Consider the following 12425-nt stretch of genomic DNA (forward strand, 5'->3'; position numbering starts at 1 on the left):
GGCTTCCCCCTTTTCCTTTTAAATCTTTTTAGGGCTGGACAATCAGCGACTTCCACTCTCTTCTGAGTTTTTCAATATCCTGGGTGGTACTCAACGCTTCGATATTTGAATCGATCTGTTCAAATGTCTGCGATTTTGCTTCCTCTTTTAAATTCTTGAACCTTACATTTATATCCTGCTGACTCCAGGATTTCATCTTTTCTTTTTCATTTTTCAGGTAGTCATCCGCAGGTCCATGAAGCCTCTTCACGAGCTCTTCCTGAATTTCTTTTTTCCCGCCTTTTTCGAGGAATTGTTTAGCATTCCTGAAAGTGGAGAAAGCCCCTTTGAAATGCTCGAGATCGATGTCTTTAAAAGCCTGTTGAAATTCGATGGCTTCACCATTCCTGAATACCGGAGAAGAAAGCAGGATTTCTTTTTCCGATTCAAGTATATTGGACTCTATTTGGTCCCAATGGGAATCAAGCTGCTTACCGATGAATTGTTGAATCCTCAAGGAAGTGGCTCTCAATTCCTGCGATAAATCAAAACCTACACTCGTTATGAACTCCTTTAATCCGTTCTGCAGTGCTTTTGAATCGTTCGTTTCATTCATGAACAAGCCTGAGTGAAACGCCTCCTTAAAGAAGTCGGAAATCCGGAAAAATACCCGCTGTTTTAAATAATAGATCAATTCATCCAATTCCTGGTCTGTTTCCTGCTGGATAGCTGCGGCTGTCATTTTTTCAAGAAGTTCATTTACTTCAGCTTTCGTCTGATGCAATTCCTCGATTTTTTGCTGTTTCAAAGATTGATCACTCGATGCCGTATCGATATAATGCTTGAAACGCTTGATTCCTTTTTCCCATTCACTAATTGCTGAATCCACACTCATGCTGACGAGCTCTTCCTGTATGAAGGAATTGAATGCGTCTTTGAAAAAGGTCATCCCATTGGAAGGGTTCTCTTTATCCTCCAGTGCCTGAAGGGATGAGACTCCAAAAATTCTCGGGAAGCGGATACCATACTGAATGAGCTGCTCCCCGACATAGGATATGACTTCTTCCTTTTCTTCTTCATCCTTGGCGAGGTCGATTGCGTTGACGATAAAGAACATTTTATCGAGTTCGAATGTGTCTTTTACGCGCCCCAACTGAATGAGGAATTCACGGTCTGCACGTGCGAAAGCGTGGTTATAATAGGTGACAAATAGGATGGCATCAGCGTTTTTGATGTATTCAAATGCCACCCCGGTATGACGTGCGTTAATTGAGTCCGCACCAGGGGTATCAACCAATGTGATGCCCTTCCTCGTAATCTCGCAATCATAGTACAGGTCGATCGACTCAACAAAGCAGGATTTGTTTTCATCTGCTACGTATCCTTTATAATCATCTAAATCGACTGTGATTTCCCTGCCTAAGCGGTTCTTGAATTCTTCATATCCATTATAAAACGCCGAAAGGAAAGACAGGTGGATTTTTACTTTCGCGTCTCCTCCCGTTTCATTTAGAAGTCCGGGGATGATTTTCAAGGCATCCTCTAAAGTTTCAATTCGTTTGTCAAAAAAGGATAAGGAATGTGACAGGTCCTGATAGAGTTGAGATTCCGATTTAATTTGCACTACTGCCGTCTCATGAAGATACTGATCCGTTACCGGCTTAATCCGATTGATGGATGCAGTAGTCGGGTTCGGACTGACCGGTAATACTTTTTTGCCGAGGAGCGCATTGGCAAAGGATGACTTCCCTGCACTGAAGGCTCCGAATAAAGCAATCGTAAATGTCTGATTGGCAAGTCTCTCACGCTTGCCCTCCAATATTTCTGCAATCTTACTGAACCCATGCAGGTTGCCGAACACGCGGGTCATTCGGTCCAGCCTGTCGATTGCATCCTCCACAGAAACCTGAGTATTCTTTACTTCTCGGGAGTGCACGTCATTCTGTTCATCATTGCTTAAACTTTCGCTTGCAGGCTCAAGAGGGTTTTCTTCCAGTTCGTCTGCTTCAATGAACTCTTCTTCTTTTGCTTTCCAGTCATTCACCCAGCCCAGAATCTTGCCATCTTGTTTATCGGAATCCGAAATCCCTTCCAGCTTTTCTATCTGCTGGAACTTCTCCTCTTCCAAGAGGGCCCATTTATGCACATATACTGTTTTTTGACGGATTGCCTGCAGCTTATCCTGCAGGCTTCTTTGTTTGCTTTCCGAATCTTCTTTCAGGTGTTCCAGAAAGCCTTCAAGCAAATCATTCGTTCTTTTTCTCGCATCCCTCTTTAATTCTTCTGAGAGATTATCGCAATACTGAAGGACGTAATCCCCTGTCACCTTTGCCCCCGGTTTGATCAACGCATTTAAATATTGCTCATCCACTTTGAGGGACAGCGTCTCCCAGCCATCCAAAAGGGAAGTTGAAACAACATTTTTCTTCTTCATGAACGATTTTCCGAGTGTCTTCAAATGCCACTCCAACTGGGTTTCGATCCTGCTGTTCACTTCTTCTTTAAAGATTTTGGCCCGGCGTTCCTTTTCATCTTCTGTTTTTTGTCTGCTGAACAGGAATCCGACTTTAAAGTCCGGCTGCCGGCTTTCAAGGAATTCTTTCGCAAGGTCCCTTGTTTCAAAAGGCATAAGGTATGCATTCTTAAGGACTGTGCTTCTTTCTTCTTCGAAAGACTGTCTCAATTCGCTGACGTCGTTATCTGATAGTTCGTCCAGAAGCTTTGCTTCTTCCATTAAAAGCGCGTCTTTGTCTGCCCACTCTTCATCTGTGACATGTTTTTTCCCCTCTTCTTCAACCTGGGTCTGCTGATCTTCATACCATCCGATATGTTCATGTACAAGTTGTGAGAGGGCTGACTGGGCGGATTCTTCGATCAGTGACTCTTTATCCACGACCTGTTTATTGATGAACTCCCGCAGTTCTGCTATTTGATTATGTTCATGGTCAGATTTCTTAAGACTGGTATAGAAGATGCCGTCCGGATTGACCCCCCAGCTGGCAAAGGAATCCCTGACAGCCTCTTTGAACTTCTGGAAAGGCAGTTCTTCCTCCTGATGTTTATCAATCTGATTGACCACCAGATATAAATTCACTCCATGACGCTTTAATTCTTTAGTGAATTGGAAGTTCACCTGCGATTGGACATGATTATAATCCATGACATAAAATACCGCATCCGCTAAATGGACGGCAGATTCGGTGGACAGCCTGTGGGCGTCATCCGTACTGTCCACGCCCGGGGTATCCAGGACTGAGACCCCCTCAGGGAGGGTCGTTTTCTTTCTGCCTATTTCAACCGAGTATACATCTTCCCCGTTCTTGCAGAATTCTTTGATTTTCGAGTATTCGTATGGCGCCTTAAATAAGACTGGTTTGCCTGTATGATAGTGAATCTTTGCATAGTCTTCATTAGATTGATGAACTTTCACCAGATTGGCACTGGTGGGGATGGGACTCGAAGGGAGTATTTCATCACCCATCAGATAGTTGATCATAGTTGATTTTCCGGCAGAGAAATGCCCGCAAAAAGCAAGTATGAATTCCTGCCTGTGAATTTTTTCCGCCAGTCTTTCTACCTTCTGGGAACGTTCCTCATCCCCTTTACTGCGGAATATTTCATCATATCCTGCCAGCTTGTGCAGGATTGTATGTAAATTGGTGCTTTGCTGATCAGTGCGGCTCATGTGTAAGGTCCTTTCTATTTCAAAAGATGATAACGCTTTTATTTTATCGTATTTACCCCGATTTCTCTATGGTTTGCTTTTCGTTTATTGAAGAGACCTAAGAAACTTATTAATATCCTATTCAGGGATTCTCTATTTGGAGAAAATAAAAAGCCTCCTTCGATTGAAGGAGACTTATCTTGTTGATTGTGTCGGTATAAGATTTGGTGCTGCGAAGGGTCGGGTTTTGGTTTGTTCAGATGCAGGTTTTTGAACAGGCTGACGATCCTTCATCACATTAGACAAGACAAATTTCATTATGAATCCATATGTAACCACTGTCATCATTATTAGAAACCATACCATTTCATTCGCCACCTTATTTTTAGTTTCGGGACATGCAACTGAGAATAATTTTCATCTTCATTTACATCCTATCAAAAACGATAATCATTTTCAATAAGAAATTTTATTTTTCTTTCTTTTCTGTGCCTATCCATCCAGGAGTCGATAAATGGACATGTTTGTAATTCGTTTGCCGGGTCAGTGCCTCTTCCTCCACCGGTATCCTCGTTAGGAGGATCAGCTGATTGAGGACGGCAAAAATGATCAGTGTCCAATATGCATTGAATAAAAGGGGGATGATGGCCAACTCAACCGTTACAATAAGATAATTGGGATGCCTGAAAAACTTATATGGCCCTGTCGCCACCACCTCGGTATCGGGGAGGACGATTATTTTCGTATTCCAATATCTCCCCAGCGATGAAATGACCCATATCCTCCCTGCCTGGGTGAGTATGAACCCTGCAAGCAGGTATTTCCACTGAGGGTGAATCCCTGAATGAAAGATACCCGCTTCAATTAAAAGGGATGCAAAGAAAGCTGTATGGATCATCACCATGGCCCTGTAATGATTTTGTCCGTACTCCTTCGCTCCCCTTTTTTTCATCCATTTTTCATTTTTGCGGGCAATGATCAATTCCACCACCCGCTGCACAGCCAGAACTAGAAAGAAAAGGATAAAAAATATCATCAATCCCACCTCATCAATACTAATTCCGAGCTGAAGCCCGGTCCTAATGCTGTTCCAAGGCCGATATCGCCTCTCTTGCAATCATCTTGCAAAAATTCCTTCAGGACATAATAGATCGTCACCGAGGACATATTGCCGTACTTCTTTAGTATTTTCAGCGCATGGCGGGTCATGTGATCATCGAATCCCAATGCTTCCTGATACGCCTCGATCACTTTCTTTCCCCCGGGGTGAGCCACAAAGTGTTTGATTTCTTCCATTTTGATCCCCTGTGAATGAATGAATTCTTCCACATTCGGTCTCAGCCAGTTTGTGACCAGTGTTGGGATATCTTTTGAAAACACGACATAAAGTCCCTCATTTTTAATATTCCAGCCCATGACATCGAGTGAATTCTTCAACGTGGTTGATTGTGTGGCAAATATTGAAGGCAGCGGGCGTACTATTTCATTCAGCGCAGTGCTTTCATCTCCGCAAACGAGGGTACACGCCACCCCATCTGCAAATAATGAAGTCCCGACTAAATTACTTTTGGAACGGTCACCATGCTGAAACGTTAATGAGCATAATTCAATGGAAAGCACCAACACATTCGCCTTTGGAAAAGCAAGGCAGTATTCATATGCCCGTGACAGGCCAGCCGCTCCTCCAGCGCACCCCAATCCCCAGATCGGTATGCGTTTGACATGGGATGGAAAGGGCAGGACGTTCATGATCCTTGCTTCTATACTCGGTGTGGCAAGACCGGTTGTGCATATCGTGAATATGGCATCGATTTCTTCATAGTTGACCTCATTATTAATGATGCATTTTTCAATTGCCCTGCTTCCCATCTCCACAGCAAAACGGATAAACAAATCATTCTTTTCCTGAAAGGAATGAGGTTTGGAAAACCAATCAAGGTCACCGACAAAATACCTGCTTTCTATCTCGCCATTTTCAAAGATCGGCAGCAGGCGGTCTATATCCTTAAAGCTTCCTGAAAATAAATTCCGGGCAAAATCCGCTGCTTCGGATTGAGTAATTTTATAAGGCGGGATTTCTGTTTCAACACTCACTATTTTAGGCATTACATCCATTCTCCTTATCATATTTCCATGTAAGGATAGCATTACCAAAACGTGAAAGAACATGTATAATTGTTCTTTTTCAGTCCGAAGGAGAAGTTTACGACACCTGAAAGTTTTTAAGTCTTTTATACTAGGTAATATGATATAATAATTCTGACAAATTTCCGGAGGTTTCGACATGAAGCTAACCAGCAGCATTACCGATCTATTGCATCATTTCATGACTGCCCTAAAAGGTGTGGTCCCATTAAGCGTAACCCATGATGAACCGACCTTGCTAAGAGAGCCGTATGAACACCAGCATTTCAGCGTTTCGATAGGAATGACCGGAGATGTCCAGGGAAGATTCGTCATCGACGGGAATGAAAAAAACTTTCAATCCCTTGCAGCCTCTATGTTCGGGATGCCGCTGACTGGTGAGATGCTGGAGTCGTTTGCGGGAGAATTAGGAAATATGATTGTGGGGAATCTCGCGACCTCGATTGCGCGCAGCGGTCATAATGTGGATATTACAACTCCGACCGTCATGACAGGAAAAGCAGGTATAATAGGGAATAACCCGGTCATAAAGCTGCCTTTGACTGTTAAGGATGCAGGTCGTTTCAATGTTCTTTTGGTGACGGTTCCATAAGGAAAGGGGAAAAAACGGACATGAGCAGACCGCTTTTTTAGGCCGGAGTACAGCAGAATTTGGAGCAGTTGTTACTCAATTGCACGGGGTACAGCAGGGGGCTGCAGGAATTTATACACCATCGGGTATAAAGGTGGTCGATCAAACGTTTTTGATAATATATTCCTATTTTTGATAATATAATGTGATTTTTTGATAATAAACTGTCCGTTTTTGATAATAAAATAATTCCTAGCCACGATATACCCTCAATGACAGGCTGACGGCCTCTTCACAGTATAAGAACCCCGATTTCTTTTATTGAAATATACCCGTATAGAGTGAAATCCTTGTTAAATTCAATATATTTTCCACAAAAAAGCGAATCGCAGTACCTGTCCCCGCGACCCGGCTGCCATCAACCAATCAACCTCTTAAAAACCCTGAATGGTCATTCCCCCGTCAACAAACAATGTTTGTCCGGTTATGTAATTACCTGCATCCGATGACAAGAACACCGCAGGTCCGACCAATTCCTGAAGTTCGCCTACCCTATTCAATGGCGTCACGGCTAGGATGTCGTCTACATATTCCTTATTTTTAAGGAGTTCCTCGGTCAAAGGCGTTTTAAAATACCAGGGACCGATACTGTTGACATTAATATTATGTTTGCCCCATTCAAATGCCAGAACTTTTGTCATCTGAATCATCGCAGCTTTGGTAGAAGCATACACAACCCCGGTCCGCAGGGCCACATGACCTGCCACGGAAGAGATGTTAATGATCTTCCCCGTTCCGTTTTCTTTCATATGAGACCCGATTTCCTGACTCATCATAAAGGCAGATTTCAAATTGGTATCCATGATCATTTTCCATTCATCATCCGTCACTTCAAAAGCATTGGACCTGATATTCATCCCAGCGTTATTGATTAAAATATCAATCTTCAACCCTTGATCTTCTATGTATTGCACAGCCCTCTTGATTTCTTCCCGGGATGTCACATCCACAGGGATGACATGGGCTTCGCGTCCCGCTGCCTGAACCATTGATGCTGTCTCTTCCAAATCAGTCCTCGTTCTCGATAAAAGGACCACATCCGCTCCGGCTTCCGCAAGACCGATGCTCAATGCCCTTCCTATCCCCCGGCCTGCGCCGGTGATGACTGCAGTTTTATTATTAAGCGAAAAAGATGGCAAATACATTCCCCACACTCCTGTCAATTTTTAATCTTCTCTATTTTAACACAATTTCTCAATCATCCGGACCTGCCCCCTTTTTCTTTGTTTCCCTGACAGTGCACATTAATATGAATCTTTGTTTCTGCCATCGAACCACAAACTGAACACAGTTGTTTGCAGGTATACAATTGACAGCATCTATTACAATAATACTTCTCCATTTTTTCCTTCCCCCTAAAAAATCATGATAGTTCAGTTTATGCAGAGCTTTTTTTACTGGAACAGGAGAATATTCCCTTTTTAGCTTAATGGCTGAAATGACATGTGACGAACTTCACATTTATTTCACAATTATCCCTGATTGGTGTGATATTTATCACAGATGGACGTGATGCGCAGGGATTATGATTGAGTTAATTCAGAACATCACCTCTAAAGGTGAAAGGAGTGAACATGATGCCAAATCCTGAATTGAACAGGAAAACAAAAACCAAAGTGGAAGATTCGTCAAGCCTTAAAGGGACCCTGACTTCTGTCCTGCTGCTTGGAGGGTTCCTTTTGCTTTCATGGATCGGTGTATTCTTACTATTCATTAATCGTTTTTAAAGAAGAAGGAGTGATTGAACATGCATATGCATCGATATGAAAAATGGTGGTTGACCCTCGGAACCGGCTCTCTTATTATCTTTTTAATCATTTTGGGGATCAGCGCTTTTCACCAGGGGCATCAGCCTCCGAGTGCCAAGGCCTATATCAACCCTGAACAAGTGGACGTGATTGCACCTTTCGATAAACCCGGATTAAAGAAAGTCGAAGGGAAAGAGTGGGATTACGAACTGGTCCTTGTGGCCTCCACTTTCTTATACAACCCCGTGGAAGTAGAAGTGCCCAAAGGGTCCAGATTGAAAATCATTGCAACAACCAAAGACGTCATCCATGGGTTTGAAGTTGCGGGCACAAATATTAACATGATGCTTGAACCTGGATACATCAGTGAATATACAACAACATTGGATAAGACCGGCGAATTTTTAGTCGTTTGCAACGAGTACTGCGGCGTTGGTCATCATACAATGAAATCCATGATTAAGGTGGTGGACTGAAATGTCAGATCGTTTTATAAGAATTGACCGCAGAGATGGAAAACTTGCGATGGCACATATATATGTAGGTTTCATTGCACTTGCACTCGGTGGACTGGCTGGTCTGTTACAAGTACTGGTCCGTTCCGGAACCTTCACCCTGCCTGCAGGAATCGGCTATTATCAGGTCCTTACCGTACACGGCGTATTGCTCGGCCTGGTATTGACCACGTTCTTTATCCTTGGATTTCAGCATGCGGCCATTTCAAGGACTTCCGGAACTTATTCAAACACGTCACGTCTGTTCGGCTGGCTCGGTTTCTGGGTGATGCTGATCGGGACAGTGATGTCGGCAGTGATGATCCTTTTAAACGAAGCAACTGTCCTTTATACGTTTTATGCTCCGCTAAAAGCTCATTGGATATTTTATCTCGGTTTGACATTTGTCGTGGTCGGAAGTTGGTTAGGCGGCACCGGAATGATCATGAAGTATGTACAGTGGAGAAAAGAGCATAAAGGCGAGCCGAGTCCGCTGCTTACTTTCATGGCCGTTATCAATATGGTCCTTTGGATAGTAGCTACTTTAGGTGTCGCAGGCACTGTTTTATTTCAGCTGCTGCCGTGGTCACTCGGTCTTGTGGATAGAGTCGATGTACTGATCAGCAGGACGTTATTCTGGTACTTCGGCCATCCTCTCGTGTATTTCTGGTTACTGCCCGCCTATATGGCATGGTACGTCATCATCCCGAAAATCATAGGGGGGAAAATCTTCTCCGATGCACTGGCCAGACTTTCTTTTGTGCTATTTCTATTATTCTCGATACCTGTCGGCTTTCACCACCAGCTGGTAGAACCGGGTATTGACGCATTCTGGAAATTCCTTCAGGTCGTTCTCACGTTCATGGTTGTCATCCCTTCATTGATGACTGCTTTCTCACTATTTGCAACGTTTGAGATGTATGGACGTTCAAAGGGCGGGTCAGGGCTGTTCGGCTGGTTTAAGAAGCTTCCTTGGGGAGATGCACGATTTACAGTCCCTTTCATCGGCATGGTCGCTTTCATCCCTGCAGGTGCAGGTGGATTGATCAACGCTTCCAACCAGATGAACCAGGTTGTCCATAATACAATCTGGGTAACAGGGCATTTTCATTTGACACTCGCCACTTCAGTGGTGCTGACATTCTTCGGGATTTCTTACTGGCTGGTCCCTCACTTGACTGGACGTGTATTGACTAAAGCAATGAATAAAATGGCCATTGTGCAGGCTGTCGTATGGTCGACGGGTATGAGCATCATGTCCGGTGCCATGCACGCAGTCGGTTTATTGGGGGCACCAAGACGATCTTCTTTCTCTACCTATGGAGATGCCCCGCAGGCACTTGACTGGATTCCCTATCAGGTTGCCCAGGCTGTCGGAGGAACGATTCTCTTCATCGGAATCATTCTTGTGTTATACATCTTCATTAACCTGGCTTTCTTTGCACCAAAGGGAGAAGAAGAATTCCCTATTGGGGAAGTGGCAGGTACTGCTGAAAAAACACCGATGGTCCTCGAGAATTGGAAAATCTGGCTCACGGTGCTGGCAGCTCTCATTCTGATTGCTTATACAGTACCTTTCATGGATATGTTCCAGAATGGACCGCCGCCTTCAAAAGGGTTCAAGGTTTGGTAAAAGATGGTAAAAAAACGACCGCTTCCGTATTTGGAAAGCGGTCGTTTTTGGTTTTTATTAAAGTGAATAAACTTTTGTATACTTATCTATCAGATAATCTGCCAGATAAGAAGCATTCAATCCTTCGCCAGTCACCTCTTCAAGGATCTCAAGCGGCTTTCTCATTTTCCCCCACTGATGAACATGATCGGTCAGCCACTCTTTGATAAGTGATAGATCGCCTTTTTCGAGCATTTCATCAAAGTCGGGAATGTCTTTCTCCATTGCTTTTTTAAATTGGGCCGCATACATATATCCCAATGCATATGAAGGGAAGTATCCGAAGCTGCCGCCTGCCCAGTGAACATCCTGGAGCACGCCTTCACCATTATGTGCAGGCTTGATTCCAAGGTATTCTTCGTACTTCTGGTTCCAGATTTCAGGCAGATCTTCCACTTCAATTTCGTCGTTGAACAAGCCTTTTTCAATTTCGTAGCGGATGATGATATGCAGAGCATATGTCAGTTCGTCTGCTTCGATCCTAATCAATGAAGGCTTTGATTCATTGATCGCTTGATAAAACTGGTCAAGATCCACTGAATCGAATTGTCCATCGGCATATTGTTTTAGCAAATCATAATTCTGTTTCCAGAACGAATAATTTCTCCCCACGAAATTTTCATAAAATAATGACTGTGATTCATGTATCCCCATCGACGTACCGGAGCATAATGGCGTCCCGGTCAAATCTCCAGATATATTCTGTTCGTAAAGGGCATGTCCCCCTTCGTGAATCGTCCCAAATACAGCCGTACGCCAGTCTTTTTCGTCGTATTTTGTTGTAACCCTTACGTCCCCGGGATTCAAACCGATCGCGAATGGATGAACGGTTTCATCAAGCCTTCCGGAATTGAAGTCATACCCCATTTGAGCAAGTATCTTCAAACTGAAATCCTTTTGCTTTTCCTTTGGGAAGTGCTCAAATAAGAAATCCGTTTTCGGTTTATTTTCTGATTCTGATATTCTATGTACCAGTGGAACGATTTTGTCCCTCAATTCCCCGAACACCCTGTCAAGGATTTCCACAGTGACACCGGGTTCATACATATCAAGGAGGGTATCATATTTATTATTCTCATACCCCCAATAGGTGATGAACCTCTTCGTGTAAGATACGAGTTTCTCTAAATATGGCTGGAACATGTCGAAGTCCGCTTTGGATTTTGCGTCTTCCCAAATATTTTCTGCTTTTGACTGAAGAACAACATATTCTTTGTATTCAGACGCCGGGATTTTTTTATTCCGGTCATATTCTTTCTGGCACTCCTCTAGCAGTTTTTGTGTCATTTCATCAAGCTCATCCTTGTTTGGAGACAGCTTGGCGAGATAAGCAGCCATATCATTCGAAGTGGACATGGCAAATAATTCAGATGACAGCATCCCGATGACTTCTGAACGCTGCTCCACTCCATTTTTGGGAGCACCTGTCCTTAAATCCCAGAACAAAAGGCCGAGTGCTTCGTTATACGCAGTCATTTTTTTGACATAGTCGAGAAAGCTGTCTTTCATTTCTACTAGTTCTTCTCTCATCTTAAATCCCCCTTAATAAACATCCTCTCTATTTTATCATATTTTTCTGACAAATACTTCTAAAAGAAATCAAATAAGATGCTGTGAAAAATCAAAAAACACTTTCTTAATATGAACAAATAGTTCACACTCTTTTACTATTGACAATATACCTATAGGGGTATAAAATGAGCTTATACTTACTGGAAGAGGTGTCTTTATGGAGTTTATTGGTTTGTTAATAATGGCAGCATTGATCCTTTTATATGTAATGCAGATGAAATCAGGGAAAAACACCAGGCAGCTCACTACTTCTGAGCTGAAAAAACAACTGGGGGATCCTTCAAAGCAATTTATAGATGTGAGGACTCCTGCTGAATTTAAGGGAAGACATATAAAAGGCTTTAAAAATATTCCTCTTAATACCCTGCAAAGGAATTTGAACAAGCTCCCGAAGGATAAGGAAATAATCGTCATCTGTCAAAGCGGGATGAGAAGCACGAAAGCATGCAAGATCTTATCTTCAGCAGGGTTTCATTCGGTAACAAACGTCAGAGGCGGAATGAGTGCATGGTCCGAATAA

10 protein-coding genes are annotated in these 12425 nt (G+C 43.2%); 5 read left to right on the forward strand and 5 right to left on the reverse strand.

Going from position 1 to position 12425, the window contains the following annotated elements:
* Nucleotides 1–28: 28 nt before the first annotated feature.
* The 3 genes from AS034_RS03930 to AS034_RS03940 all read right to left on the reverse strand — a co-directional run bounded on the left by AS034_RS03930 (nucleotide 29) and on the right by AS034_RS03940 (nucleotide 5749).
* A complete protein-coding gene (locus AS034_RS03930) occupies nucleotides 29–3664 on the reverse strand; it encodes a dynamin family protein (protein WP_058297603.1) in 3636 nt (1211 codons plus the stop codon).
* A gap of 448 nt (nucleotides 3665–4112) precedes the next feature.
* Nucleotides 4113–4679 carry an isoprenylcysteine carboxyl methyltransferase family protein gene (locus tag AS034_RS03935; protein ID WP_336433362.1) on the reverse strand — a complete coding sequence of 189 codons (567 nt, stop codon included), beginning with the start codon at nucleotides 4677–4679 and terminating at the stop codon, nucleotides 4113–4115.
* A complete protein-coding gene (locus tag AS034_RS03940; RefSeq protein ID WP_058297604.1) occupies nucleotides 4679–5749 on the reverse strand; it encodes a type III polyketide synthase in 1071 nt (356 codons plus the stop codon). Before AS034_RS03940 ends, AS034_RS03935 begins: the two co-directional genes overlap by 1 nt.
* A 178-nt stretch (nucleotides 5750–5927) precedes the next feature.
* Between AS034_RS03940 and AS034_RS03945 the strand changes: the two genes are divergently transcribed.
* Nucleotides 5928–6380: a chemotaxis protein CheX gene (locus tag AS034_RS03945; RefSeq protein WP_058297605.1), complete on the forward strand. Its 453-nt coding sequence runs from the start codon at nucleotides 5928–5930 to the stop codon at nucleotides 6378–6380.
* Between the two features lie 413 nt (nucleotides 6381–6793).
* Here AS034_RS03945 and AS034_RS03950 read toward each other — a convergent pair whose 3' ends face one another.
* A complete protein-coding gene (locus tag AS034_RS03950) occupies nucleotides 6794–7564 on the reverse strand; it encodes an SDR family NAD(P)-dependent oxidoreductase (RefSeq protein WP_058297606.1) in 771 nt (256 codons plus the stop codon).
* A 432-nt stretch (nucleotides 7565–7996) separates the two neighbouring features.
* Between AS034_RS03950 and AS034_RS03955 the strand changes: the two genes are divergently transcribed.
* Genes AS034_RS03955 through AS034_RS03965 form a run of 3 tightly spaced genes read left to right on the forward strand, consistent with a single transcriptional unit; the run spans nucleotide 7997 to nucleotide 10294 of the window.
* Nucleotides 7997–8146, forward strand: coding sequence for a hypothetical protein (locus tag AS034_RS03955; RefSeq protein WP_032087972.1), 150 nt, complete (start codon nucleotides 7997–7999; stop codon nucleotides 8144–8146).
* A gap of 20 nt (nucleotides 8147–8166) precedes the next feature.
* A complete protein-coding gene (locus tag AS034_RS03960) occupies nucleotides 8167–8643 on the forward strand; it encodes a cytochrome c oxidase subunit II (protein ID WP_058297607.1) in 477 nt (158 codons plus the stop codon).
* Nucleotide 8644: 1 nt separating this feature from the next.
* Nucleotides 8645–10294: a b(o/a)3-type cytochrome-c oxidase subunit 1 gene (locus AS034_RS03965; protein ID WP_058297608.1), complete on the forward strand. Its 1650-nt coding sequence runs from the start codon at nucleotides 8645–8647 to the stop codon at nucleotides 10292–10294.
* 57 nt (nucleotides 10295–10351) lie between these two features.
* On the opposite strand, the gene AS034_RS03970 is transcribed toward AS034_RS03965, so the two are convergent.
* The gene (locus AS034_RS03970; protein WP_058297609.1) at nucleotides 10352–11863 is read right to left on the reverse strand and encodes a carboxypeptidase M32; all 1512 of its coding nucleotides are present in this window, start codon (nucleotides 11861–11863) and stop codon (nucleotides 10352–10354) included.
* A 199-nt stretch (nucleotides 11864–12062) separates the two neighbouring features.
* Here AS034_RS03970 and AS034_RS03975 point away from each other — a divergent pair, with 199 nt between their 5' ends.
* Nucleotides 12063–12425, forward strand: a complete 363-nt coding sequence (locus AS034_RS03975) for a rhodanese-like domain-containing protein (RefSeq protein ID WP_058297610.1) — start codon at nucleotides 12063–12065, stop codon at nucleotides 12423–12425.

Origin of the sequence: [Bacillus] enclensis, from assembly GCF_001456935.1 — a bacterium.
In the GTDB taxonomy this organism is placed as follows: domain Bacteria; phylum Bacillota; class Bacilli; order Bacillales; family Bacillaceae_B; genus Rossellomorea; species Rossellomorea enclensis.

Coding starts and splice junctions, on each gene's coding strand:
- AS034_RS03930 (WP_058297603.1), bottom strand. CDS start 3,664: ATGAGCCGCACTGATCAGCAAAGCACCAATTTACATACAATCCTGCAC.
- AS034_RS03935 (WP_336433362.1), bottom strand. CDS start 4,679: ATGATATTTTTTATCCTTTTCTTTCTAGTTCTGGCTGTGCAGCGGGTG.
- AS034_RS03940 (WP_058297604.1), bottom strand. CDS start 5,749: ATGCCTAAAATAGTGAGTGTTGAAACAGAAATCCCGCCTTATAAAATT.
- AS034_RS03945 (WP_058297605.1), top strand. CDS start 5,928: ATGAAGCTAACCAGCAGCATTACCGATCTATTGCATCATTTCATGACT.
- AS034_RS03950 (WP_058297606.1), bottom strand. CDS start 7,564: ATGTATTTGCCATCTTTTTCGCTTAATAATAAAACTGCAGTCATCACC.
- AS034_RS03955 (WP_032087972.1), top strand. CDS start 7,997: ATGCCAAATCCTGAATTGAACAGGAAAACAAAAACCAAAGTGGAAGAT.
- AS034_RS03960 (WP_058297607.1), top strand. CDS start 8,167: ATGCATATGCATCGATATGAAAAATGGTGGTTGACCCTCGGAACCGGC.
- AS034_RS03965 (WP_058297608.1), top strand. CDS start 8,645: ATGTCAGATCGTTTTATAAGAATTGACCGCAGAGATGGAAAACTTGCG.
- AS034_RS03970 (WP_058297609.1), bottom strand. CDS start 11,863: ATGAGAGAAGAACTAGTAGAAATGAAAGACAGCTTTCTCGACTATGTC.
- AS034_RS03975 (WP_058297610.1), top strand. CDS start 12,063: ATGGAGTTTATTGGTTTGTTAATAATGGCAGCATTGATCCTTTTATAT.